The sequence below is a fragment of the Streptomyces sp. NPDC034099 genome (assembly GCF_055575415.1).
This window is the reverse complement of sequence record NZ_JBVISR010000002.1, coordinates 488,503-512,595: the sequence shown is the minus strand read 5'-3', so window position 1 is coordinate 512,595 and position 24,093 is coordinate 488,503. Positions and strand designations below refer to the sequence as shown.

General features: G+C 74.4%; 20 protein-coding genes and 1 tRNA gene. 14 read left to right on the top strand and 7 right to left on the bottom strand.

Annotated elements, in window-relative coordinates:
- Positions 1-113: 113 nt before the first annotated feature.
- From chpG to ACZ56V_RS07285, 6 genes are all read left to right on the top strand, one after another.
- Positions 114-353, top strand: coding sequence for a chaplin ChpG (gene chpG, locus ACZ56V_RS07310; RefSeq protein WP_007449696.1), 240 nt, complete (start codon positions 114-116; stop codon positions 351-353).
- Positions 354-628: 275 nt separating this feature from the next.
- Positions 629-1,348: a hypothetical protein gene (locus ACZ56V_RS07305; RefSeq protein ID WP_468940004.1), complete on the top strand. Its 720-nt coding sequence runs from the start codon at positions 629-631 to the stop codon at positions 1,346-1,348.
- Positions 1,349-1,528: 180 nt separating this feature from the next.
- Entirely contained in the window at positions 1,529-1,831 is a 303-nt protein-coding gene (locus tag ACZ56V_RS07300; RefSeq protein WP_398910801.1) for a hypothetical protein, read from the top strand.
- A 98-nt stretch (positions 1,832-1,929) separates the two neighbouring features.
- Complete coding sequence (locus ACZ56V_RS07295) at positions 1,930-2,445, top strand: hypothetical protein (protein ID WP_398910803.1); 516 nt, start codon at positions 1,930-1,932, stop codon at positions 2,443-2,445.
- Positions 2,446-2,563: 118 nt separating this feature from the next.
- Positions 2,564-3,172, top strand: coding sequence for a tyrosinase family oxidase copper chaperone (locus tag ACZ56V_RS07290; protein ID WP_398910805.1), 609 nt, complete (start codon positions 2,564-2,566; stop codon positions 3,170-3,172).
- Positions 3,156-4,022 carry a tyrosinase family protein gene (locus tag ACZ56V_RS07285; RefSeq protein ID WP_398910807.1) on the top strand — a complete coding sequence of 289 codons (867 nt, stop codon included), beginning with the start codon at positions 3,156-3,158 and terminating at the stop codon, positions 4,020-4,022. Before ACZ56V_RS07290 ends, ACZ56V_RS07285 begins: the two co-directional genes overlap by 17 nt.
- 74 nt (positions 4,023-4,096) lie before the next feature.
- Here ACZ56V_RS07285 and chpF read toward each other — a convergent pair whose 3' ends face one another.
- The gene (chpF, locus tag ACZ56V_RS07280) at positions 4,097-4,369 is read right to left on the bottom strand and encodes a chaplin ChpF (protein ID WP_104635758.1); all 273 of its coding nucleotides are present in this window, start codon (positions 4,367-4,369) and stop codon (positions 4,097-4,099) included.
- A 308-nt stretch (positions 4,370-4,677) separates the two neighbouring features.
- On the opposite strand from chpF, the gene ACZ56V_RS07275 reads away from it, so the two are divergent.
- Entirely contained in the window at positions 4,678-5,256 is a 579-nt protein-coding gene (locus ACZ56V_RS07275) for a DUF2087 domain-containing protein (protein WP_468940465.1), read from the top strand.
- A 6-nt stretch (positions 5,257-5,262) separates the two neighbouring features.
- Here the strand turns inward: ACZ56V_RS07275 and ACZ56V_RS07270 are convergent, their stop codons facing one another.
- A complete protein-coding gene (locus ACZ56V_RS07270; RefSeq protein WP_467378151.1) occupies positions 5,263-6,246 on the bottom strand; it encodes a D-2-hydroxyacid dehydrogenase family protein in 984 nt (327 codons plus the stop codon).
- Between the two features lie 76 nt (positions 6,247-6,322).
- A tRNA-Arg gene (locus ACZ56V_RS07265) sits at positions 6,323-6,395 on the bottom strand.
- 330 nt (positions 6,396-6,725) lie between these two features.
- Between ACZ56V_RS07265 and ACZ56V_RS07260 the strand changes: the two genes are divergently transcribed.
- From ACZ56V_RS07260 to ACZ56V_RS07245, 4 genes are all read left to right on the top strand, one after another.
- A complete protein-coding gene (locus ACZ56V_RS07260; RefSeq protein WP_468939997.1) occupies positions 6,726-8,333 on the top strand; it encodes a dynamin family protein in 1,608 nt (535 codons plus the stop codon).
- Between the two features lie 3 nt (positions 8,334-8,336).
- Entirely contained in the window at positions 8,337-10,805 is a 2,469-nt protein-coding gene (locus ACZ56V_RS07255) for a YfjP family GTPase (protein ID WP_468939995.1), read from the top strand.
- 181 nt (positions 10,806-10,986) lie between these two features.
- Positions 10,987-11,478: a single-stranded DNA-binding protein gene (locus tag ACZ56V_RS07250; RefSeq protein ID WP_468939993.1), complete on the top strand. Its 492-nt coding sequence runs from the start codon at positions 10,987-10,989 to the stop codon at positions 11,476-11,478.
- A 283-nt stretch (positions 11,479-11,761) separates the two neighbouring features.
- Complete coding sequence (locus ACZ56V_RS07245; protein WP_468939990.1) at positions 11,762-13,177, top strand: Cys-Gln thioester bond-forming surface protein; 1,416 nt, start codon at positions 11,762-11,764, stop codon at positions 13,175-13,177.
- Here the strand turns inward: ACZ56V_RS07245 and ACZ56V_RS07240 are convergent.
- Positions 13,146-13,643, bottom strand: a complete 498-nt coding sequence (locus tag ACZ56V_RS07240; RefSeq protein ID WP_468939988.1) for an HAD domain-containing protein — start codon at positions 13,641-13,643, stop codon at positions 13,146-13,148. The genes ACZ56V_RS07245 and ACZ56V_RS07240 overlap by 32 nt on opposite strands.
- A 135-nt stretch (positions 13,644-13,778) precedes the next feature.
- On the opposite strand from ACZ56V_RS07240, the gene ettA reads away from it, so the two are divergent.
- The 3 genes from ettA to ACZ56V_RS07225 are packed head-to-tail and all read left to right on the top strand — an operon-like array spanning position 13,779 to position 16,548.
- A complete protein-coding gene (gene ettA, locus ACZ56V_RS07235; RefSeq protein WP_398910818.1) occupies positions 13,779-15,443 on the top strand; it encodes an energy-dependent translational throttle protein EttA in 1,665 nt (554 codons plus the stop codon).
- Positions 15,444-15,445: 2 nt separating this feature from the next.
- Positions 15,446-15,856 carry an acyl-CoA thioesterase gene (locus ACZ56V_RS07230; RefSeq protein ID WP_104635765.1) on the top strand — a complete coding sequence of 137 codons (411 nt, stop codon included), beginning with the start codon at positions 15,446-15,448 and terminating at the stop codon, positions 15,854-15,856.
- A complete protein-coding gene (locus ACZ56V_RS07225; protein ID WP_468939984.1) occupies positions 15,853-16,548 on the top strand; it encodes a DUF8185 domain-containing protein in 696 nt (231 codons plus the stop codon). The genes ACZ56V_RS07230 and ACZ56V_RS07225 overlap by 4 nt, the downstream gene beginning before the upstream one ends.
- 26 nt (positions 16,549-16,574) lie before the next feature.
- Here ACZ56V_RS07225 and ACZ56V_RS07220 read toward each other — a convergent pair whose 3' ends face one another.
- The 3 genes from ACZ56V_RS07220 to ACZ56V_RS07210 all read right to left on the bottom strand — a co-directional run bounded on the left by ACZ56V_RS07220 (position 16,575) and on the right by ACZ56V_RS07210 (position 24,007).
- Positions 16,575-17,534: an ABC transporter ATP-binding protein gene (locus ACZ56V_RS07220; protein ID WP_398910823.1), complete on the bottom strand. Its 960-nt coding sequence runs from the start codon at positions 17,532-17,534 to the stop codon at positions 16,575-16,577.
- Positions 17,535-17,586: 52 nt separating this feature from the next.
- A complete protein-coding gene (locus ACZ56V_RS07215; RefSeq protein WP_468939980.1) occupies positions 17,587-20,310 on the bottom strand; it encodes an FtsX-like permease family protein in 2,724 nt (907 codons plus the stop codon).
- Between the two features lie 397 nt (positions 20,311-20,707).
- The gene (locus tag ACZ56V_RS07210; protein WP_468939977.1) at positions 20,708-24,007 is read right to left on the bottom strand and encodes an FtsX-like permease family protein; all 3,300 of its coding nucleotides are present in this window, start codon (positions 24,005-24,007) and stop codon (positions 20,708-20,710) included.
- Between the last annotated feature and the right edge of the window lie 86 nt (positions 24,008-24,093).

Sequence of the window (24,093 nt, the reverse complement as noted above, 5' to 3'; positions counted from 1 at the left end):
CCGGTCTTTCGTGAGATCACCCCTTTGGCGGCACAACTCGCGCCCGTGCTACGCGTTGACACTGCGCCGGGCAGCCGCCCGGATGTGTGTACAACCCCAAGGAGCACTTCTCCATGTCGCGTATCGCGAAGGGCCTGGCCCTGACCTCCGTCGCCGCCGCCGCGGTGGCGGGCACCGCCGGTGTCGCCGCCGCCGACAGCGGCGCGCAGGCCGCCGCCGCCCACTCCCCGGGCGTCCTGTCCGGCAACGTGGTGCAGGTCCCGGTCCACATCCCGGTCAACGTCTGCGGTAACACCATCGACGTCATCGGCCTGCTGAACCCGGCGTTCGGCAACGAGTGCGAGAACGACTGACGTCGGCTCACCCCTTGCCGCACCGGCCGTCCGTACCGCGGTTCCTCCGCGAACGGGCGGCCGGTTCGCGTTGCCGCGCGGACGGCGGTGTGCTGCCCCGAATGGGGGGTCCGGGCGACGACACGGCGCACGGGCCTTGACAGGGCGTCTCACCAGGTAAGACGCGGCCCGCGAGAAGGGCGGGCGGGCGCTCGGGGTCCGTGCCTGCGTTGCAGAGCGCCCAGGGCGATTCCACGGTGGGCACAACATCCGACGCACCACCGAAAGGAACCCCCATGCGTCTGCCCGCACGGCGAATCGCCACCTCCGCTCTCTGCGCCGGCCTGCTGATCGGCCTCTCCGGCCCGGCGGTGATGGCGGCCGACGGCGACTCGGTCCGGGAACGCACCCACGCGGCGTCCCACGCCCCTCTCCCCGACGCGGCGGAACTGCAGAACCAGGTCGGCAGCCTGGCCGGTCTGGGTGGAGTGCTCACGCCGGTCACCGACCTGCTCGGCGCCGTCCTCAAGGCCGACGACGGCCGGCTCTCCGCCACGGACGCGGACAAGCTCTCCGCGGCCGTCAAGGACGCCCTCGCCAAGGCGGACGCCGCGGACACGGACGCCGACGACGCGGCGACCACGCCCGGCACGAGCACCCCGGCCCAGCCGCCGGCCGCCACCGCGCCGGAGACCGGCACCGACACCCCGGTCACGCTGCCGGCGCCCGTCACGGCCCAGAGCGACGACGGCACCGCGGCGGCCTCCGACCTGTCCGCGGCCGCGGAGGCCGAGCTGCAGAAGCAGATCGACGCCCTGGTGAAGGCCAGCACCTCCGGTACCGCCGAACAGGTGAGCCCGGCCGTCAAGGACCTCATGACCGGCATCGTCAACGTCGTCGCCGCCACGATGGTCGGCAACGGGCTGCCCGCCGCGGACCTGGCCGGCCTGCCCGGCGTACCGACCGCGCCGGAGGCCGCCACGCCGGAGACCGCCGCGCCCGCGAACCCCTCCTGACGCCGAGCCGTCCCGGGCGTCCGGGCCGTCGCGCCTCCCTGTCGGAGGCGCGACGGCCCTTTCCGTGTCCGGAGATCTCATATGTCTTCCGGACGGCGGAGTTTCCGGCTCCGGCGCAGGTCGTTAGGGAGGGCGTCAGCAATACCTCCGGTGACACGGGTCGCCGAAGAAAGGAACACGATGAAGTCCCTCAAGGCCGCCGCCGTCGTCGCCGGTTCCCTGGTCGCCGCCGGCTCCGCCGTGCCCGCGTTCGCCTACGACGCCTCCGATGCCGCCGCGCTCACGCCCACCAGCCTCAACGGCGCCGTGAACGCGCTGACCGCGGAGCCCATCGACGTCATGCCGATCAAGCACCAGTCGGAAGCGCGGTCCGACGCGCTGGACACCGAGAACAAGGACTCCGTGCTGCACACCGTGAAGGGCACGACCACGAAGCTGAACTCCGCGAGCGGACTGCTGGGCGGCCTCCCGCTGGGCGGCTGAGCCACCCCGCCCCCCGCCGCACCCCCGCCTTCCGGAGCCGTGTCTCCCGCCTTCCCGAAGCCGTACCTCCCGCCTTCTCGAAAGGGACCGTGCCTGTCATGAAGCCGACCACCAGACGAACCCTGGCCGCCGTGGTCACCGGTGTGGCCGCCGCCGTGGGCGTTGCCGCGACCCCCGCCGCCGCGGCCCGCGCGGTTCCCGTGCCGGTGCCGCTGGGCGGCGCGGAGACGGCCCTCGGCATGGAACTGCCCGAGGTGGCCGGCGAGTTGCCCGTGCCGACGGCGGGCGCGCCGGAGGGCCCCCAGTACGTCGAGGGCCGGCTGCTGCCGGAGCGGACGCTGCCGCAGCTACCGGTGCGCGGCGGGCTGCCCGGCGTCGACCTGCGCCAGCCGCTGCCGCACGTCCTCGGCGACGACTTCGACCACGCCGGTGTCGACGCCCCCGCCGCCGAGCTGCGCACCCTGGCGCCGGGACTGTCCCTGGACGCCCCGCTCACCGCGCCGAACCCCGAGGCCCTCGGCCTGCCGGCGCCCAAGCTCCCCGAGGCCGGTGTGCTCGCCCCGGTGGTCCAGACGGTTCCGGTGGCCAACCTGGGCGTCGGGCCGGGTCTGTAACCCCCGGCGACCTCGCTCGGCCGAGCGGCCGTGCTCCGACTGGCCCTGTGCGCGGTGACCGCGGGGCCCGTCGTTCGGTTAGCGGTGCGGACCAACGGAACCGGACGAGGAGTGAGCCATGGTCGGCAACGCGGGCGCGACAGCGAAGGGCGCGTCAGGGAGCGGCGCGCCGGGGAGTGGCGCGCCAGGTGGTGGCGCGGGACGGAAGCGGGAGCAGGCGGCGGAGGATTCGGCGAGAGGCGGGCCGGTCGCGGGCACCCGGCGGCAGGTGATGCGGGGGCTGCTCGCCCCGGCCCTCGCCGTCGGCCTGGCGCCCCTGATCGCCGCCTCGCGCCCCTCCGGGGCCGCCGAGGCCGCCACCACCGGACCGCGGTGCGCCCACCCCGGGCCGCACACCGCCGAGCCCGCCGGGGGCGCCGAAGGTGTCGAGGGTGTCGCCTTCGACGAGACCTACCGCGGTCGGCGCATCCGGGGCATCCGCTCCGCCGCGGGCCGGGCCGTGGGCGCCGGCACCTGGCAGGTCACCGTGGACGGCCGTCCGCTGCACCTGATGCGCCGGGCCGACGGCACCTGGCTGAGCATGGTCGACCACTACCGGTCCTACCCCACGCCGCTCGAAGCGGCCCGCGGCGCCGTCGACGAACTCGGCCCCGGCGAGCACCTGCGCGACACCCCGTCCGCAGGCCACGACCAGCACTCCGGGGAGCGGCATGGCGTACACGCGTAAGGACGTCAGCACGCTGACCCGCAGCGAGAAGCGGCGGTTCGTCAACGCGCTGCTGGAGGTCAAACGACGCGGCGAGTACGACCAGTTCGTGCGCACCCACATCGAGTACTACGTCTCCGACGGCGAGGACGGACTGCGTACGGCGCACATGGCGCCGTCCTTCCTGCCCTGGCACCGCCGGTTCCTGCTGGACCTGGAGGAGGCGCTGCGCCGGGTGGACGAGTCGGTCACCGTGCCGTACTGGGACTGGACGAAGGACCGCGGCGCCAAGTCGACGCCCTGGACCGCCGATCTCCTGGGCGGTACCGGACGGCGTTCCGACCACCGGGTCACCACCGGTCCCTTCGCCCACGCCGAGGGCAACTGGACCATCAAAGTGAACGTCACCGACACGGAGTACCTCACCCGGGACCTCGGGCGCGCGGGCGATCCCCTCGCCCTGCCCACGAAGAGCGACCTGGAGTGGGCGCTGGACGACCCGAAGTACGACACCTCGCCCTACGACTCCACGGTCCGCAAGGGCTTCCGCAACAAACTGGAGGGGTGGGGGGCCGGCCGGGGCAGCGTCTCCTGGCGCAACCACAACCGCGTGCACCGCTGGGTCGGCGGCGCCATGGTCGGCGGCGCCTCCGTCAACGACCCGGTGTTCTGGCTGCACCACGCCTTCGTCGACCTCCAGTGGTCGCGCTGGCAGGCCCGCCACCGCGGCGCCCGCTACCTGCCCGCCGAGCCGCCCGGCCGGGGCAGCGCGCAGCGCGGGCGGATCGTCGCACGGCACGAGAAGCTGCCGCCGTGGGACGTGACGCCGGACGAGCTGGAGGACGTCGGCCGGATCTACCGGTACGCCTGAGCGGGTCCGTCCCCGGACACCGACAAGGGAGGAGCCCCGGCCGGGAAGGCCGGGGCTCCTCGGTGTCTGGGGACTCAGCTGCCGTAGCCGCCGCTCTTGTCCTCGTCGTCGCCGTTTTCGCAGGCGTTGCCGAAGGCCGGGTTCAGCAGGCCGATGACGTCGATGGTGTTGCCGCAGACGTTGACCGGCACGTGCACGGGGATCTGGACGACGTTGCCGGACAGGACACCGGGCGAGCCGACGGCCGCGCCCGCCGCGCCCGCGTCCGCCATGGCCATGCCGGTGCCGCTGAGCACCACGGCACCGGCGCCGAGGGCGATGCCGGTGGCCTTCGCGATGCGAGACATCACGTTCTCCTTCTGACTCGGGGAGCACGGCGGCAGGACGCGCCGCCGCACTGTCGGTTCAACGCACCCGGTCGCAGCGGGTCACGGGGGGAATGTGCGGATCACCCTTTTTGAGCGCGTGGGGGTGCGGATGACGGCGGGCCGCGGAAAATCGGTCCCGTGCGCGCCGGTGTGTCCACTAGCCTCCCGGCATGCCGAATGACCGATCCGACTCGTCCGTCGAGGATTCCGAGTCGCCCCAGTCGCTCCAGTCGCTCCAGTCGCCCCAGTCGCCTCAGCGGTCCCAGCGGGCCGCGGAGGCCTCGTCGCTGTCGGCCGCGCTCGCCGCGCTGCCCGCCCTCTTCGCCGAGGAGAGCCGGGTGCGGGCCTTCGCGGCCGTGGCGCTGGGCGCGGGCGACGCCGTACGGGTGGCACGGGACGCCGGCCTCTCCCCGCAGGAGACGTCCGCCGCGCTGCGCCGACTGCGGGCGCTGGGCGTGGTGGCGTCCGGTCAGGACGGCGAACTCGTCGTCGTCCACGATCGCTTCCGGGAGCTGGCCCTCGCGGGCCGCCCGGCGGTGCAGGCCACCGGCGACCCCGCCGCGGCGGGCGACGACGGCCCGGTCGGCATGATCGTGCGGACCTTTGTCAGGAACGGCCGGCTGGTCCGTCTCCCCGCACGCTGGACGCGCAAGAAGGTGGTGCTGCGGCACATCGCCGAGCAGACCTTCGCACCGGGTGTGGAGTACCCGGAACGCACCGTCGACGAGAAGCTGCGCGCCTGGTGCGAGGACGGCGAGGTCGACCATGTGACGCTCCGGCGCCACCTGGTGGACTTCGGTCACCTGCGCCGGAGCGACGGCATCTACGCGCGCCCGGCGGACGCCGCCCGGACGGGCACCGCCTGAGCGTCCTTACGCCCGGCCCGGGGTCGGGGGCACGGGCAGCCGCCGTACGGGTGAGCCCGCGAGGTAGGCCGCGATCGCCTCGACGGCCTGGCCGTAGTACGTGGCGTAGTTGGCGCGCGTGACATAGCCCAGGTGGGGTGTGGCGAGCAGGCGCGGGGCGGTGCGCATCGGGTGACCGGCGGGCAGCGGCTCGGTGTCGAAGACGTCCACGCCCGCGCCGGCGATGCGGCCCCCGTGCAGCGCGGCGAGCAGCGCCTCCTGGTCGACGATCGCCGCGCGCGAGGTGTTGACCAGGTAGGCGGTCGGCTTGAGCAGGGCCAGTTCGGCGGGGCCGAGCAGGCCGCGGGTGCGCTCGCCCAGCGCCAGGTGGACGGAGACGAAGTCGGCGGTGCTCAGGAGCTCTTCCTTGGAGGGGGCCAGTTCGACGCCGACCTCGTCGGTGCGCTCCCGGGTGAGGTTCTGGCTCCAGGCGCTCACCCGCATGCCGAAGGCCAGGCCGACCTGGGCCACCCGCCCGCCGATCCTGCCCAGGCCCAGCAGTCCGAGCCGGCGGCCGTGCAGGTCGGCGCCCACCGTCTGCTGCCAGGGGCCGCCCTCGCGCAGCCCGTTGCCCTCCTGGACGATGCCGCGGGCGAGGCCCAGCAGCAGGGCCCAGGTCAGCTCGACGGGCGGGGTGGAGGAGGAGGCCGTACCGCAGACGGTGACGCCGTGCGCGTCGGCGGCGGCGTAGTCGATCACGCTGTTGCGCATGCCGGAGGCGACGAGCAGCTTCAGCCGGGGCAGCCGGGCGAGCAACGAGCCGGGGAACGGCACGCGTTCGCGCAGGGTGACCACGATGTCGGCGTCCGCGAGCGCCGCGGCGAGGGAGTCCTCGTCCGGGAAGTGGGTGTCGTAGGACACGACGTCCACGGAGTCGGCGACCGGCGACCAGTCGGCCACCTCGGTCGCCACCCCCTGGTAGTCGTCGAGCACGGCGCAGCGCAGTCGCACGGTGGTGGTCCCTCTCGCCGAACGGGAAATGGCGCCGGCGCCGGCGGACGTACCCTCCTGGAAGGAGGGAGTCCGGCGCCCCCGGCAGGACTCGAACCTGCGGCCAAGCGCTTAGAAGGCGCCTGCTCTATCCACTGAGCTACGGGGGCCTGGTGTGGTGGCCTCGGTCGTGGTGCCCGGGTGTGGGCCGTTCCGTGACCTCGCCGGGGACAAGGATAGGGCTCCTGGCTCCCTGTCCCGGCTGCTTCCCCTCCGTGGCTCGATGTGGAGGTTCGGTGAAGCGATCCCGATAATCGCAGGCAGTTACGAATCGTGCATCGCTTTTGGCGTCTCGCGCATCGGGTGTTGTCCACTCGTTATGCCTGGACTGTCCTCGCGTCCCAGTAGTCCTTTCCGTCCGGAGTGTCCGGTGAGGGCGCAGACATGCTCATCATGCTCATATGCTTCAGAATTCCCTCAAAATTGGGCATTCTTCACATGTGGTGACCTTGGACGTACGGCCTCAGCTGCTCGACGCACTCTCCGCCCTGCGCGACCGTGTCGCGGCCGCACGCTTCCCGCTGCCCCTGCCGGGGGCCCCACGCGCGCGTGCCAACCGCGACGAACTGCTCGCCCAGCTCGACGACTACCTGGTGCCCCGCCTGAAAGAACCGGAAGCGCCCCTGCTGGCGGTGGTGGGCGGGTCCACCGGCGCCGGGAAGTCGACCCTGGTGAACTCCCTGGTCGGACGCCGGGTCAGCGAGGCGGGTGTGCTGCGGCCCACGACTCGCACGCCGGTCCTGGTGTGCCACCCGGAGGACCACCACTGGTTCAGCGGCATGCGGGTGCTGCCCGACCTCACGCGCGTGTGGGTGCCCCACCGGGACCCGGACGACGACCTGCTGCTGCCCGGCGAGAACCCCGCGCGCGTGCTGCGGGTCGAGACCGCCGACACCCTGCCGCCCGGCATCGCCCTCCTGGACGCGCCCGACGTCGACTCCCTCGTCGCCGACAACCGCGTCCTGGCGGCCGAACTGATCTGCGCCGCCGACATCTGGGTGATGGTCACCACGGCCGCGCGGTACGCCGACGCGGTGCCCTGGCACCTGCTGCGCACCGCCAAGGAGTACGACGCCACGCTGGTCACCGTGCTCGACCGGGTGCCCCACCAGGTGGTGTCCGAGGTGTCGCGGCAGTACGGGGCACTGCTCACCAAGGCCGGGCTCGGCGACGTCCCCCGCTTCACGGTCCCCGAGCTGCCCGAGTCGGCCTGGGGCGGCGGACTGCTGCCGGCCAGCGCCGTGGCACCGCTGCGCTCCTGGCTCGTCCACCGGGCGCAGGAACTCGACGCCCGGCACCACGCCATGGCCCGTACGGCGCACGGCATCCTGGACTCGCTCAAGTCCCGGATGCCCGAGCTGGCCGGGGCCACCGCCGCGCAGTACGCCGCCGCGCTGCGGCTCACCGCCGCCGTCGAGAGCGCCTACGACGGTGAGCACGCGCGCGCACGGGGGCGGTTGCAGGCGGGCGCCGTGCTCGCCGGGGACGCGCTGAAGCGCTGGCGGGCCTTCCCCCTCGACTGCTCCCCGGAAGAGCTCCTCGACTCGCTGGTGGAGAGCCTGAGCACCCTGCTGCTGTGCGCCGTCACGGCCGCAGACGAACGCGTCGACGAGGCCTGGCGGCACGAACCGGCGGCGGACGCCCCCGAACTCGCGGACCGCGTCCCCGCGCCGGAGAGCGCCGAGCACCGCATCGGGATGGCCGTACGGCGCTGGCGGCGCGAACTGGAGGAGTACGCCGAGGAGGAGGTGCGCGAGCTGGACCGGAACCTGGCACCGGACCCCGGGGTGGTGGCCGGCCTGGTCGCCACCGTGCTGCTGGGCGGGCGGCGCGCGCGCGTCGCCGGGGAGCGGCTCGCCGAGCGGATCGGTGCCCACGGCGCGCTGCGGCTGCGCGACCGGGGCGGGCGACTGCTCGAGGAACTCGTCGACCGGGTCATGCACGTCGAGCGGGAGCGCAGGCTGGCGCCGCTCGACGGTCTTGAGGTGCACCCCGAGCCACAGGCGGAGCTCATCGCCGCGCTGTCCGTACTGCAGAAGGAGAGGTGACCGGTGACCGCCGTCACTGACCAGGACCCCACCGAGCACACCGAGCACACCGAACCTGCGACGAAGGAGACGGAACGCGGAGACCGGGCCGCCGACACGGCGGGCTCCCGGGACGACCGGGGCGACCGGGCTGCCCCGGCCGATCGGGCTGCGCGGGAGGAGCGAGACCGCCGGGACCGTGCCGAGGATCGCGACCACAGGGACGGCCGGAGCCAGCGGGGTGACCGGGACGAGCGAGACCGCCGGGACGGGCAGGACCACCGGGGCCACTGGGACGATCGGGACCCCCGCGACGGCCAAGGCCGGCGGGGTGACCGGAAGCGGCGCGACGGCCGGGACGGGCTGGACGGCCAGGACGGCCGGGCTCGGAAGGACGACTCTGCCGAGCAGGCAGCCACCGGTGAGCGTGCCGTCCGTGAGCGCGTCCCGCGCGGGGACGCGGTGGGGGAGGCGGGCGAGACCGAGGACGCGGGCCGTGGAAGGCGACCGCGGGAACGCGTGAGCGAGCGCTCGGGCGGCTCCCACACGTGCGTGCGGGACGAGGGCCCCGGGGCGCACCCCCGCGCGGAACGCAGGGACGGCTCGACCGGTGGCCAGGACGGTGCGGAAGGTCTCGGCGGTGCGGGAGGTCCCGGTGGTGCGGGAGGTCCCGGCGGTGCCGGAGGCCCCGGTGGTGCGGGAGGCCCCGGTGGTGCGGGAGGTCCCGGTGGCGCGGGAGGTTCGGGCGGTTCCGGGGACGGTGAGGCCGCCTGGGGCGACGGACTGATCGCACGGCGGGTGGACGAGAACGGCGGGGCCGAGCAGTTCGCCGTCCTGCCGAGCAGGCCCGCCGCGACCTCGGCCGCCCTGATGCCGCTCGCCTACGACGGGAACCTCAGGTCACGTCTGGACGCGCTGCGTGAACTGGTGGGACTCTCCCGGGCCCGGCTCGACAGCGGGACCCTGGCCGAGGCGGGCCGGGTCCTGGACGAGGCCGCCGCGCGGCGCAGGCTCTCCGGACAGCACACCGTCGTCGCCATCGCCGGCGCGACCGGCAGCGGCAAGTCGCAGCTGTTCAACACCCTCGCCGGGGTGACCATTTCCGAGACCGGCGTCCGCCGGCCGACCACCGCCGCGCCCATCGCGTGCAGTTGGAGCGACGGCGCCGCCAGCCTCCTCGACCGGCTCGGCATCCCCGGCCGGCTGCGCCGCCGTCCGCTCCAGCACCCGGACTCCGAGTCGCCGCTGCGCGGGCTGGTCCTGATCGACCTGCCCGACCACGACTCGGCGGCCGTGCAGCACCGTGAGCAGGTGGACCGCATCCTGGCCCTGGTCGACGCCGTCATCTGGGTCGTCGACCCGGAGAAGTACGCCGACGCCCTGATCCACGAGCGCTATCTGCGGCCGATGGCGGGCCACGCCGAGGTCACCTTCGTCGTCCTCAACCAGGTCGACCGGCTGCCCGGGGAGGCCGCCGAGCAGGTCCTCGACGACCTGCGGCGCCTGCTCGACGAGGACGGCATCGCACTGGGCGAGCACGGCGAACCGGGCGCGACCGTGCTCGCCCTGTCCGCGCTCACCGGTGAGGGGGTCGGCGAACTGCGCGAGACACTCGGCCAGTTCGTCGCCGAACGGCAGGCTCCGGCCCGCCGCATCGCGGCCGATGTGGACGCCGCCGCCCGGTACCTGCGCCCCGTGTACGTCACGGGGCGGCGCACCGGGCTCAGTGAGGAGGCGCGGGAGGAGTTCTCGGACCGGTTGGCCGACGCGGTGGGCGCCACCGCGGCGGGCGAGGCGGCCGAACGCGCCTGGCTGCGCAACGCCAACCGCGCGTGCGGTACTCCCTGGCTGCGGCTGTGGCGCTGGTACCACGACCGGCGCGACCCCGTCACCGGACGGCTGTCCACCCGCGCCCAGGCGGACGAGGAGGCCACGGCCCGTCAGCGCGTCGAGCATGCGGTGCGTACGGTCTCGGACCGGGCGTCGGCCGGGCTGCCGGCACCGTGGGCGCTGGCGATGCGCGAGGCGGCCGTCCGCGGCGCCCAGGGGCTGCCCGAGGCCCTCGACGAGCTGGTGGTGCGCGCGGGGCTGCCCCCGGGACGCCCGCCGCGGCCCGGCTGGTGGCCGGTGGCCGTCCTCGCCCAGGCGACCATGACCCTGCTCCAGGTGGTGGGCGGCCTGTGGCTGCTGGGCCAGATCATCGGCGTCGTGCCGCCGAACCTGGGGGTGCCCGTGCTGCTGATGCTGGCCGGCATCGTCGGCGGCCCGCTCATCGAGTGGAGCTGCCGTCTGGCGGCCCGCGGACCCGCCAGGCGCTACGGCCACGAGGCGGAACGCCTGTTGCGGGAGGCGGCCGCGGGGTGCGGCCGGGCCAGGGTGCTGGATCCGCTGGCGGCGGAACTGCTGCGGTACCGCGAGGTGCGGGAACAGTACGCGCGGGTCGCGGGGGCGGGAACCGGGGTGGGGACCGGGGTCGGGGCCGCGACGAGGTAGTGGCGCCCGGCCACGGCTGCCACCCGCGCGGGTGGCGGAGTTCTCCACAGGCGCCGGGCCGGTCCACAGCCCTCGGCGGACCGGCCCGACCGCGGGCAGTCTGGCCTCCACGGCGATCGCGACGGACGCGATCGCCCCGGCCGCCGTACGGGACGGGCCCGTGCGGGAGGGAGGACTCGCGATGAACGAGACGATGATCTGCGCGGTGGGCAACGTGGCCACCCAGCCGGTCTTCCGGGACCTGGCGAACGGCGCGTCGGTGCGCTTCCGGCTCGCGGTCACCGCGCGCTACTGGGACCGCGAGAAGAGCGCCTGGACGGACGGACACACCAACTTCTTCACGGTGTGGGCCAACCGGCAGCTCGCCACCAACGCCTCGGCGTCACTGGCGGTCGGCGACCCCGTCGTCGTGCAGGGCAGGCTGAAGGTGCGCACCGACGTGCGCGAGGGGCAGAGCAGGACCTCGGCCGACATCGACGCGGTGGCGATCGGCCACGATCTCGCCCGCGGCACGGCGGCCTTCCGGCGCACCGGCAGGGCGGAGGCGTCGACCTCACCACCCCAGCCGGAACCCAACTGGGAGGTGGCGGCCGGGGGATCGGCCGGGGAACCGACGGGGGAGCCGACTGGTCCGGCCCCCGAACAGCGACCGGAGCCCGTCCCGGTGGGATGACACCGAGTGGATGACCGAGACCGGCCGGCCCTGCCGAAACCGCCCGAAGTACGGCTTGTCCCCGCATGCGCCCGGGGTCAACCCGGGTGGATTTGTCGATAAGCCCTGCTCAAAGAGGCTCTCGGCGATAACGATTCCGATTCGGATCACCGCGCGGGCGACGATCACCGGCAAGCCCGGTCCGTCACGTCCTTAGGATGCCGAACGAGCCTTGTGTGGCTGCTGATTCTGCTGGTGGGACCGTTCCCCCCACGCCAACGGGTCCTGCTCGAAGGGGAATTTGGTGTTTTCTTCGCTCGCTGCGCCGTCTCTGCCCGGTCGAGGGGCGGCGCGTCTCGCCGCCGGGGCGCTGGCGTCCGTGCTCGCCGTCGCCGGTGTGGTGACCGGTGCGGCACCGGCCGCCGCCCAGGACGGCGCGCGGGACGGCGTAAGGGGGCAGGGCGGGGCGACGGCCACGATAGGCGGCCTGAAGACGCACGGCACCGCGGTCATCCACGGGGAGGACGGCGACCAGCAGGTGTCGGCCGGTCTCTTCGAGATGTCCGTCGAGGGCGGCGGCATGCTGCAGACGTACTGCGTCGACATCCAGAACCCGACGCAGAAGGACGCGAAGTACCAGGAGACTCCCTGGAGCGGGACGTCCCTGGGCACCAACAAGGACGCCGGCCGTGTCCGCTGGATCCTGGGGAACTCCTACCCGCAGGTCAACGACCTGGCCGCGCTCGCGAAGAAGGCGGGCGTCCGGGGCGGGCTCACCGAAGAGGACGCGGCGGCCGGAACCCAGGTCGCCATCTGGCGGTACTCGGACGACACCGACGTCGAGGCCGTCGACCCGCAGGCCGAGCGGCTCGCCGACTACCTGGAGAAGAACGCCCGCGACCTGGCCGAGCCCGAGGCGTCCCTCGCCCTCGACCCGCCGGCCGTCTCGGGCCGCCCCGGTGAGCGGCTCGGCCCGGTGACCGTTCACACCGACGCGGGCGGCGCGACGGTGACGCCCCCGGTGGACGCCACCGCCAAGGACGCCGTACGGATCGTCGACAAGAAGGGCGAGCCCGTCACCGAGGTCACCGACGGCACCCAGCTCTTCTTCGACGTACCCGAGGACGCGGAGGCCGGCACCGCCCGGCTGTCCGTCCAGGCGTCGACGACCGTGCCGGTCGGCCGCGCCTTCGCCTCCGAGAGCCGCAGCCAGACGCAGATCCTGGCCGGTTCCAGCGAGTCGACGGTCGGCGCGACGGCGACCGCCACCTGGGCCGCCGAGGGCGCGATACCCGCCCTGTCCGCCGAGAAGAACTGCGCCGAGGGCACCCTCGACATCACCGCGCTCAACAAGGGCGACGAGCCCTTCACCTTCGAACTGCTGGACACCGAGTACACCGTCGCGCCGGGCGAGACCCGGACGGTGCCGGTCCCGCTGCCGGAGGACCGCGCCTACGACTTCACGATCCGCGGCCCGGCCGGCTTCGAGCAGCGCTTCAGCGGCGTCCTCGACTGCCGCACCCAGAGCGCCACCCTGTCCGACTCCACTCACACCCTCGGCGAACCGGCCCCCGCCACGGTCGTCACCCCCTCCCCCAACCCCAACCTCGCCGAAACCGGCAGCTCCGACGCGACCCCCCTGATCGGCGGCGCGGCCATCGGCCTCGTGGTCATCGGCGGCGCGGTCCTCATCTTCGTCCGCCGAAGGAACGAACAGTGACGCCGAGTACGGCGAAGTCGGCGTCGGTGAGGCCCTCCGCCGGGTCGACGCGGTGGAGCAGGTACGGGCCGGGGTGAGCGGCTGCCACCCACTGGCGGTCCACGGCGTTGATCTCGTCGTCGACCCAGACGAAGGGACGGCCGTCTGCCCACTCGACCAGGGGGCGGGCCTTCCAGTGCAGTCCGCGCGGGCTCCCCTCCACGCACGCGTCCGGCCGGTCCAGCACGGGCAGCCTCGGCAGACCGATGCGTGGGGCGACGACCTCGTTCGCCTCCTCCCCCCACGTCGTCGCCCAGACGAGATCACAGCCCAGGGCCGACAGGCGCGCCCCGACACCGGGGTCGAGCCGGGCCATCAGCGGGTTGTCTTCGTCGACGGGGGCAACGGCGCCGGCCGGTGATCCGAACGGGATCAGCGGGCCGTCGATGTCGAGGAAGAGGAGGGGGCGCCTCGTCGCGTTGGTCACTGCGGCACGGTAGGGCAGTGCACGAAACCCCCAGGTCAGAGAGGTCGGGTCAAACGGGTTTCCGCCCAGGGGTGGCGGTGCGGCAAGATGGGGTGTATCTGCCCACTGCCTGATCAAGCTGCCGGACGGTTTCTCTTGGCTGAGTACATTTACACCATGCGCAAGGCGCGCAAGGCGCACGGCGACAAGGTGATCCTTGATGACGTCACGCTGAGCTTCCTGCCCGGCGCGAAGATCGGTGTGGTCGGACCGAACGGCGCCGGTAAGTCCACCGTTCTGAAGATCATGGCGGGGCTCGAGCAGCCCTCGAACGGGGACGCCTTCCTGTCCCCGGGTTACACCGTGGGCATCCTGCTCCAGGAGCCCCCGCTGAACGAGGCGAAGACCGTTCTGGAGAACGTCCAGGAGGGTGTCGCCGAGGTCAAGGGCAAGCTCGACCGGTTCAACGAGATCGCCGAGCAGATGGCGACCGACTACTCGGACGCGCTGCTCGAGGAGATGGGCAAGCTCCAGGAGGAGCTGGACCACGCCAACGCCTGGGACCTCGACGCCCAGCTGGAGCAGGCCATGGACGCGCTGGGCTGCCCGCCCGGCGACTGGCCCGTCGTGAACCTCTCCGGTGGTGAGAAGCGGCGCGTCGCGCTGTGCAAGCTGCTGCTGGAGGCCCCCGACCTGCTGCTGCTCGACGAGCCCACCAACCACCTCGACGCCGAGTCGGTGAACTGGCTGGAGCAGCACCTCGCCAAGTACGAGGGCACCGTCGTGGCCGTCACCCACGACCGGTACTTCCTGGACAACGTCGCCGGCTGGATCTGCGAGGTCGACCGCGGCCGCCTGCACGGCTACGAGGGCAACTACTCCAAGTACCTGGAGACCAAGGCCACCCGCCTCAAGGTCGAGGGCCAGAAGGACGCCAAGCGGCAGAAGCGCCTCAAGGACGAGCTGGAGTGGGTGCGCTCCAACGCCAAGGGCCGCCAGGCCAAGTCCAAGGCCCGCCTCGCGCGGTACGAGGAGATGGCCGCCGAGGCCGACAAGATGCGGAAGCTGGACTTCGAGGAGATCCAGATCCCGCCGGGCCCGCGGCTCGGCAACGTCGTCGTCGAGGTGAACAACCTCAGCAAGGCCTTCGGGGAGAAGGTGCTGATCGACGACCTGTCCTTCACACTGCCCCGGAACGGGATCGTCGGGGTCATCGGGCCCAACGGCGCGGGCAAGACCACGCTGTTCAAGATGATCCAGGGCCTCGAGGAGCCGGACTCCGGCGACATCAAGGTCGGCGACACCGTCAAGATCTCCTACGTCGACCAGAGCCGCGAGCACATCGACCCGAAGAAGACGCTGTGGGCCGTCGTCTCCGACGAGCTGGACTACATCAACGTCGGCCAGGTCGAGATGCCCTCCCGCGCCTATGTGTCCGCCTTCGGGTTCAAGGGGCCGGACCAGCAGAAGGCGGCCGGGGTCCTCTCCGGCGGTGAGCGCAACCGGCTGAACCTCGCGCTCACCCTCAAGCAGGGCGGCAACCTGCTGCTCCTCGACGAGCCGACCAACGACCTCGACGTCGAGACCCTCAGCAGCCTGGAGAACGCGCTGCTCGAGTTCCCCGGGTGCGCCGTGGTCGTCTCCCACGACCGGTGGTTCCTGGACCGCGTCGCCACCCACATCCTCGCCTACGAGGGCGAGTCCAAGTGGTTCTGGTTCGAGGGAAACTTCGAGTCGTACGAGAAGAACAAGGTCGAGCGGCTCGGCGCCGACGCCGCCCGCCCGCACCGCGCCACCTACAAGAAGCTGACCCGGGGCTGATCTTGCGGCACATCTACCGCTGCCCACTGCGCTGGGCGGACATGGACGCGTACGGCCACGTCAACAACGTGGTCTTCCTCCGCTACCTGGAGGAGGCCCGTATCGACTTCCTGTTCCGCCCGGAGAAGGACTTCAAGCAGGGGTCGGTGGTGGCACGCCATGAGATCGACTACAAGCGGCAGCTCGTCCACCGGCACCACCCGGTCGACATCGAGCTGTGGGTCACGCAGATCAGGGCGGCCTCGTTCACCCTCACCTACGAGGTCAAGGACGGGGACGAGATCTACGTCCGCGCCTCCACGGTGATCGTGCCGTTCGACTTCGAGGCGCAGCGGCCCCGTCGGCTCACCGCCGAGGAACGGGAGTTCCTCCAGGAGTACACGGACACCAAGGAGGAGGCCGTCGCCGCATGACGGTCCTCCACCTGGCCGACGAGGGGGAGGCCGCGGATCTCGCGGCCTTCCTCTCCCGGCTGCTCCACTACGACCGTTCGGCCGCGGTGCGCCTCCAGGCGGCCGGCACCTCCCTGGCCGTCTTCGGGCGGCCGCCCTCCTTCGACGTGCTGGCCGTACGCGCGGTACGGCTGGCCAAGCCGTACGAGAACGGGCTCGACGTCACGCTCGACGTGACCGTCTCCGCCGGTGAGCTGCTGGAGAGCGTGGACGAGCAGGCGGCCACCTCCGGCGTGCCGGACGCGGTGACCGGGCCGCCCTGGGCCGGGGTGCTGCCCCCGCGCGGGGGCTGGCGCACCGAGGCGGGGCTGCCCGCCCCGGACGCCCTGCGCGCGCTGGTCGCCGCCGGGGTGGCGGAGTTCCGGGCGCGTACCGAGGAGCTGGCCGCCGAGGACCGCACGCGGGCCGAACTCGACCGCATCGGACGGGACATCTGGTCCCGGACGGTCGGGGAGACCGGGCTGCCGGTGCGGGCCGTGCACGCGGCCCAGTCCCTGGGGTTCCTGCGGACGCCCCGAGCGCCGGGTTCCAGCGCGGGAGAGGGCGCGCCGACGCTGTTCTCCTCCGGTGCGTGGCTGCGGCTGCGCACCCCCTTCGGGTCGGTCGCGCTGCGGCGGGCGGGGACCGGGGCCCTGGGCATCAGCGTGCGCTGAGGCCGTCCGGCCGTCCGGGCCGCCGCTCAGTGCGGGGGCTCGCTGTCGTCCGGGCGTACGGCGATGTGGTCCGACTCCAGCTCCAGGGCGACGCGGTCGCGCATGCCGAGGGCCGCGGTGTAGTCGGCGGGCAGCTGGAGCCGGCCGGCGCGGTCGAGCATGGCGTACTCGCGGGCCACCACCGTCTCGTGGCCGGTCTCGGCGTCCACCTCGCTGCGGCGCAGCACCTCCGTGGAGGTACGGCCGTCGCGGATGGCGACGGTGCGGCGGACCTCACCGGCCACCGCCTGGTCGTGGGTGACGATGACGACCGTGGTCCCCAGGTGCTCGTTCGCCGTGCGGAACGCGGCGAAGATCTGTTCCGCGGTGTGGGAGTCCAGCTCGCCCGTCGGCTCGTCCGCGAGCAGCACGGACGGGTTGCCCGCGAGGGCCACGGCGATGGCGACCCGCTGCTGCTGCCCGCCGGACAGCTGCCGCGGGCGCCGGTCGCGGCAGTCCGCGATGCCCATCAGGTCCAGGAGCTCCAGCGCGCGCTCGGTGCGCGCCGCCCGGCGTCCGCCGGTGCCGGCCAGCTGCATGGGCAGGGCCACGTTCTGCGCGGCCGTCAGGTACGGCATCAGGTTGCGGGCCGTCTGCTGCCACACGAAGCCGACCACCGTGCGGCGGTAGGCCAGGCGGTCCTTCGCCGTCATCGCGAGCAGATCGCGCCCCGCGACCCGGGCCGCCCCGGCGGTCGGCGTGTCCAGACCGGCCAGGATGTTCATCAGCGTGGACTTGCCGCTGCCCGAGGCGCCGACCAGCGCCATCAGCTCGCCCTCCCGTACCAGCAGGTCGAGCCCTTGCAGGGCCTGCACCTCCACGCCGTCCGCGCTGAAGATCCGCACCAGGCGGTCGCAGGTGATCAGGGCGTCGTGGCCGTACGCGGGCCGGTTTCGGGACGCGGTGGCGCGGTCGGCCAGGTCCGCGAGGGTGGGGTCGGTCGTCATCGGGTCTCCTCCATGTCCGCGTCCGCGGTCCGCCGTGCCTCCGGTCGGGCCCTCACCGCGCGTCCCCCGCCCGGAGTTCCGCCACCGCGCCGCGCCGGCCCGACCACCATGCCTGGAGTGCCGCCACCCCCACCGCCAGGACCAGCACCGCCACCGCCGGGACGGCCAGCGACCACGGGTCGGCGCTCAGTTCCGCGCGCCCCGCCGGGGACGTCGGCGCCGACACCGCGATGGTCGTCAGGTCGATGCCGGGGGAGAGCAGCCGGACGGCCGCCCAGCCGGTCAGCACGCCGCCCAGGGCCGCGGGCAGGGCCTGCGGGAGCGACTCGAGGACGAGCAGGCGGCGGCCCTGGGCGCGGGTGAGGCCCATGGTGCGCAGCCGGGCGAGAAGCGCGGCGCGTTCGGGCGCGGTACTGGCGAGGGACAACAGCAGCGCCAGGGCGGCGTAGCCGGCGCCGGCGGCCACGGCGGCCGTGTAGATGTGCTCCGCACCGGACTGCAACGGCGAGTCCACGTACGTGCCGCGCTCCTCGGACCGCAGCTGGACGGTGCCGGCGTGGTCCACCGCCCGGCGCACCGCGCCCGCGTCCAGGTCGTCGCCGGTCAGCAGCAGTACGTTCGGCCGGACCGCCCCGGCCGGCAGCCCGGCCCGGTCCACGACGAGGAAGTCGTCGCCGTACACGGCCGGGGTGTGGTCGCGGACCAGCACGATCCGCAGCGTGGCGACGCTGCCGTCGGCCAGGCGCACCTGGAAGGTGTCGTTGCCGAACCGTTCGGCGACCGTCGGCGAGGCCAGCGCGGGCAGCACGGCGTCCTCGGAGCCGCCCTCGGCGCCGTCCGGCCGTCTCAGCTCGCCCGCGGGGAACGCGCCGAGGTCCGTCCGCCCGGCCAGCGCAGCGTAGTCGCCCGGGTCCACCGTCGCGAGCGGCAGGGACTGGCGGCCGTCGTTCGTCCTGGCCTGGTAGTCGAGACCGACCTCGGTGACCTCCCGCACTCCGGGCGCCTTCCCGATACGGCCGGGCAGCCCGGCGGGCAGCGCGGCCTCCGCCTCCACCCGGCCGTCGGCGCCGACCGAGAGCAGCGCCGCCCGGTCACGGGCGTCGGCCACGCCGCTGAGGACCGAGCCGCCGAACGCCGCCACGGTGAACGCGGTCAGCAGCGCGAGCAGGGGCAGCACGGCGGAGGCGGAGCCGCGGCCGGCCCGGGCCAGCGCGAGCGGCCCCACGGCGCCCCGCAGCCGCCGGGCCGGGCGGGCCAGCCCGCGCAGCGGCAGCGGATACAGGCGCACCAGCACCAGCGCGGCGATCACCCCGACCAGGACCGGGGCCATCGCCACCAGGTCACCGGCGCCGTTCGTCGCCCCGCGCCGGCGCAGCATCTCGACCGCGCCGAGCGCGAGGACCACGACGGTCAGTTCGGCGACGGTACGGCGCCTGGACGCACGCGGGGACACCGCGTCGTGACGGCCGTCGTGGACCCGTACGGCACGGTGCGCGGCGGCGGCCCGCAGCGGCAGCGCCAGGCAGGCCACGGCCGTGACCGCGACGGCGGCCCACAGCGCGGGGAGCGGCCGGCCGCCGGGCAGCGCGAGCAGGGCCACGCCGCATCCGAGGGCGCCCGCGGGCACGGCCACGACCGCCGTCTCGGCCAGCAACCGTCCCGTCATGCCCCGTACGGAGGCGCCGCGGGCCCGCAGCAGGGCCAGTTCGGGGCGGCGCCGGTCGGTGGCCAGACCGCCCGCCATCAGCAGGACGACGGCGGCGACCGTGCCCGCGCCCGAGGCGGCGACGACGATCAGCGGGCCGATGTCGCCGCGGAGGTCCTCGTACGTGGTGAAGGCGTTGTCGAGTCCGGTCGTGACGTCGGTGAAGGGGCTGATCGTCGAGTGCAGCGTCTCCAGGCCCGGACCGGACTCCAGGGAGGCCACGGCGGAGGCGAGTCCGTCGAGGTCGCGGCTGTGCAGGGCGTCCGGGTCGGGGGCCAGGTGCCAGTAGCGGACCGTCGGGGTCACGCTCAGCAGCGCGGGGGCCGCCTCGGGGGCGAGCAGCAGGCCGCCGACCCAGTAGGAGGGGTTGGAGGCCCCCATCGGTCCCGGGATGCGCCGCAGCGAGGGGGCGCGCAGCAGGGAGTCGACGGACCAGTAGGGGCTGTCGGGTTCCTCGGCCGTGACGATGCCGGTGACGCGGACGGTGAGATCCCGCTGGCCGGACACGTGGACGACCGAGCCCACCTTGATGTGCAGCGTGCGGGCCGTCCCCTCGGTCACCGCGGCCTGCACCTCGGGGGTCGAGGCGGTCGCCTCCTTGCCGGGGACCTCGGGCAGTCGGCCGGAGCGCAGCCGGGTGTGGTCGGCGAGACCGTGCGGGGCGGCGAGGAGCATCTCCGCGGGGAGGCCGTCGGGCCGGGGCAGCCACTTGTCCGGCGACGGCAGGGTCTCGGTGGTGCGGACGCCGAAGGAGGAGCGCTTCTCGTCGATGACCAGCGGACGTTCGACCGTGCCGAGGGTGGACTCGTAGAGGCCGGTGAGGCGTTCGGGCCGGACGCTCTCCTCCGTGTGGGCCACCTCTCCGTCGAGGTCGGGCCTGGCGGTCACCAGGATGCCGCTCTCGTCGACCGGGGCGTGCTCGACGGCCTGGCGCAGCCCGGCGTCCGTGTACCGGTCCAGCGCCCGGGGAAACGCGGCGGCCAGGCACGCGGTCACCGCCACCAGCACCGCCAGCGCGACGGCGGCGCCGGGCGCGGCCCGCAACCGGGTACGCACCCAGGGCGCGGTCACCGGGTTCACCGTCCGGTACCTCCGTCCTTGAGGGACACCGGGGTCTCCGCGCGGCGCGGTGGTGGCACGGGCGGAGTGACGGTCGCGGTGGCCGTCAGCGGTACGGCCCGGCGGCCCGGCAGGACACGTGCGCGTGGGCCGTCCGGCGGGGCACACGCGCGTGGGTCGTCCGGCAAGGCGTGGGCGCGGAGCCGGGTGGGAGTCCGGGGTGTGCCGGCGGGGTTCACCGGCCGGTGCCTCCGGGGTCCTTGAGAGTGGCCGTGGGGTCCGTGCGGCGGCGTGAGGCCGGTGCGGTGGCGGGCAGCGGTGGGACGGGCGTCGTTACCGGCGCCGGTGGGGTGGCCCGGCAGGGCGTCGGCGCGGGGCCGGGTGAGGGTCCGGGGCGTGGTCGTGGGGTTCATCGGCCGGTGCCTCCGGGGTCCTTGAGGGTCACCGTGGTGTCGGTGCGGCGCAGGGCCAGGGCGGCGGTGACCAGGAGCGGGACGACGGCCATGCCGGCCAGCAGCAGGGCGATGCGGTCGCCCGGCAGGGCCACGTGGACGTCCGGCACGGGGCGGGTGGCCTGCGGGGTCAGTACGGTCAGCGGGATCACCGCCCGGGTGAGGACCGCGCCCAGGGCGGCGCCGGTCAGCAGGGCCAGGCCGGTCAGCACGCCCTGCTCGGCGGCGACCGTGCGGGCCAGCCGGCGGCGCGAGGCGCCCAGGGCGCGCAGTACGGAGAACTCGGTGCCGCGCTCGCGCAGCGACCCGGCCGCGCTGACCGCGAAGCCGACCGCGGCGAGCGCCGCCGCCACCAGGGTCGCCGCGGCGAACGCCGCCCCGGGACCGGCGCCGAACGGGTCGTCGCGCAGCCGCTCGGCGACCTCGTCGCGCACCAGGACCTGGGCCGGTGCGGTGTCCGGGAACGCCCGCAGGCCCGCCGCGGCCTCCTCGGTCCGCCCCGGCGCCGTCCGCAGCCACCACTCGGTGGGCGCGACGGCGGCGCCGTACGTGCCCTGCAACCGCCGGTTGACCGTCGGCAGGTCGACCAGCAGGGCGCCGCCGAACTGCGCCGAGGGGGTCTCGGGCCCGGTGCCCGGCAGCTCGCGCACGGAGCGGACGATCCGCACCGGGACGTCGTGGCCGCCGATCAGCACCGTGACGCGCTGCCCGGTGCGGGCGCCCGAGGAGTCGAGGAAGCGGTCGGTGGCCACCGCGGTCACCTCGGCGGGCTTCGACTGCGCGACCCGCATCCGCACGGTCAGCGTGGTGATCTTCCAGCCGCCGTCCGAGCGGCCGGTGGAGTACTCGACGGCGAGCGGCTTCGAGCCGAGCAGGCGGGGCTTGGACGGGGCACCGACCGCGTCCGGTACGGCCGGCGGGGGCGCCAGTTCCGACCCGGCCGTCCAGGCGGCGGGCAGCGGCACCCGGCGTACCGTCCCGTCGGCGGCGGTGGCCGTCACCCGCCGTACGGTCAGGCGGTGTTGTTCGCTGTGGCCGCCGGGCTGGACCACCGTGGACTCGACGCCGGTCAGGGTGAGCGGTCCGGCGGAGACGTCCAGACCGAGGGTGTGCTCCCGGCCGTCGGCGGCCAGCGAACCGGCCGCCAGCCGGTACGGGGTGCCCCAGCGGTCCTCGACGGTGACCGTCACGTCCGCCGACCGGGAGTCGGCGGCGCCCGGGCCGGCGTCCTGGACGGCCAGCGTCGCCGTCAGCGCGAGCCGGGCCGTGTCCGCCGGGATCTCCGCCCCCTTCGACGGCCGGCCGGGCGCCATCCCGGACAGCAGCGCCCGCGGCGACTCGTCGGCCAGGTCCGGCCGCATCAGCATCAGGCCCGCCGCGCGCGAGGTGTCCAGCGCGAGCACCGTCGCCGTCCGGTCGCCGGACAGGGAGACCTCGGACCGGGCCGCGGGGGCGACCTCCGCCACCCCCGTGACGCCCGCGACCAGGTCGGTGCGGCCCGGGCCCGGCGTGCCCGGGGCCTGCACCCGGATCGGCGCCCCCGCCCGGAAGTCCGCCTGGTCGTCCTGCGAACGGGACCACGAGGCGCCCTGCCCGATCGCCATCGTGCCCAGCGCCACGGCCAGCACCAGCAGCAGCACGGGACCCGCCCCGCGCATCGGACGGCGGCTCAGCTGCCAGCCCGCCAGCGCCGCCGCGAGCCCGCGCCCGCTCGCCGCCCGGCGTTCCGCGAGCCGCGCCACCAGCGGCAGCAGCCGCAGCGCCAGCACCGTCCCGGCCAGCAGCGCCAGCGTGGGCGTCGCCACGAACAGCGGATCGACCCCCAGGCCGCCCGTGTCCTCGGCCTCGCCCTTCCCGGCGGCGGAGGTCTGCTGGTCCAGCTGCCAGTAGGCGATACCGGCGATCACCAGCAGGCCCACGTCCGCACCGGCCCGCAGCCAGCCCGGCAGCGCCCGCGGCCGGCCGCCGCCGGCCTCCGGCGCGAGGGTCAGCGCGGGCAGCGTCACGGCCAGCGTGCACCCGAGGGCCGCGACCGCCGCCACCAGCCACACCGTGCCGCTGCCGCCGGCCGTCGGCTCCCAGCCGAGCCCGATCCGGGCCAGCGCCCCCTGCCCGGCCAGCAGCCGGATCAGCGGTCCGGCCAGCAGCGGCGCGCAGACCAGCGCGGGCACCGCCAGCAGCAGCGCCTCCAGCGCGGAACCGGCCGCCAGCCGGGACCGGGAGGCGCCGCGTGCCCGCAGCAGCCGCAGCTCGCCCGCCCGCTCCACGCTCAGCAGCCGCGCCACCAGCAGCAGTGCGCCGCCCGCGAGCAGCACGAGCTGCGACGCGATGACCAGGAGGGTGGAACGGGAGACCTCCAGCGAACGGTCGAGGCGCTCCAGGATCGCGGGCAGTTCGGTGGTCGCCGCGGTGGTGCCGCTGAGCACCTGCTGCTCGCGCAGCCACGCCAGGCCGTCCCGGGCCGCGTCCCCGAGGTCCTGCGTCCGTCCGGTCGTCAGCGACGAGTAGTCCGCCGTCACCAGCCACCCGGACGACCCCGTGCTGACCCGGCCACCGCTCAGCGCACCGGGCGGGGCGAGCAGCGGCCCGTACGTCGTGAAGCCGCCCTGCTGGAGGCCGCGCCCGGACAGGTCGTCGAGGCGCCAGTACGGTGACCCGGCGTCGACCGGCCGGTACAGGCCGCTCACCACGATACGGACGGCGGGGCCGTCGAGCCGGTCGGTGAGGGTGAGCCGGTCGCCCGGACCGACACCGATGCGCTCGGCGGCTGCCACCGGCACCGCCACCTCGACGGCTCCGTCGGCGTCCGGGCCACCGTGCGCGGGCATCCGGCCCTCGTCGACGCGGACCTGCGTCGGGTCGAGCGCCGCGAAGAAGGTCAGGTCGGGGTCGCCGGACCGCTCGGTGCGCGGCCGCAGGGAACCGGGCAGCGCGTACGGGCCCGAGCGCACCAGGGTCCGTACCGTACGCGGCAGGCCCTCGAAGGTCTTCGCGGCGCCCTCGCGCACGGTGGCGTCGGCGGCCGACCGCTGCTCGGCCGGTACGTCCGCCTTCACGATCAGCGCGGCGTCGGCCCCGGTGCGCGGGTCGGCGAGGGCGTGCCGCAGGGCCGCGTCGCCGATGGCACCCGAGTAGGCGGTCAGGGTGGCCAGCACCGTGGTGGTCAGCAGGACGGTGAGCAGGGCCGCGGCCAGCAGCACGCGGTGCGCCCGCGCCCGCAGCAGCACGAACCCGATGAGCCCCCCGTACCCCGCCACCCGGCCCCCCGCCGCTGTTGTCCAGACCTCTCCGGATGTTGTCAGAGGTGGAGGTGCGGAAGTAAGCGCTCGGGATACGGACTTGA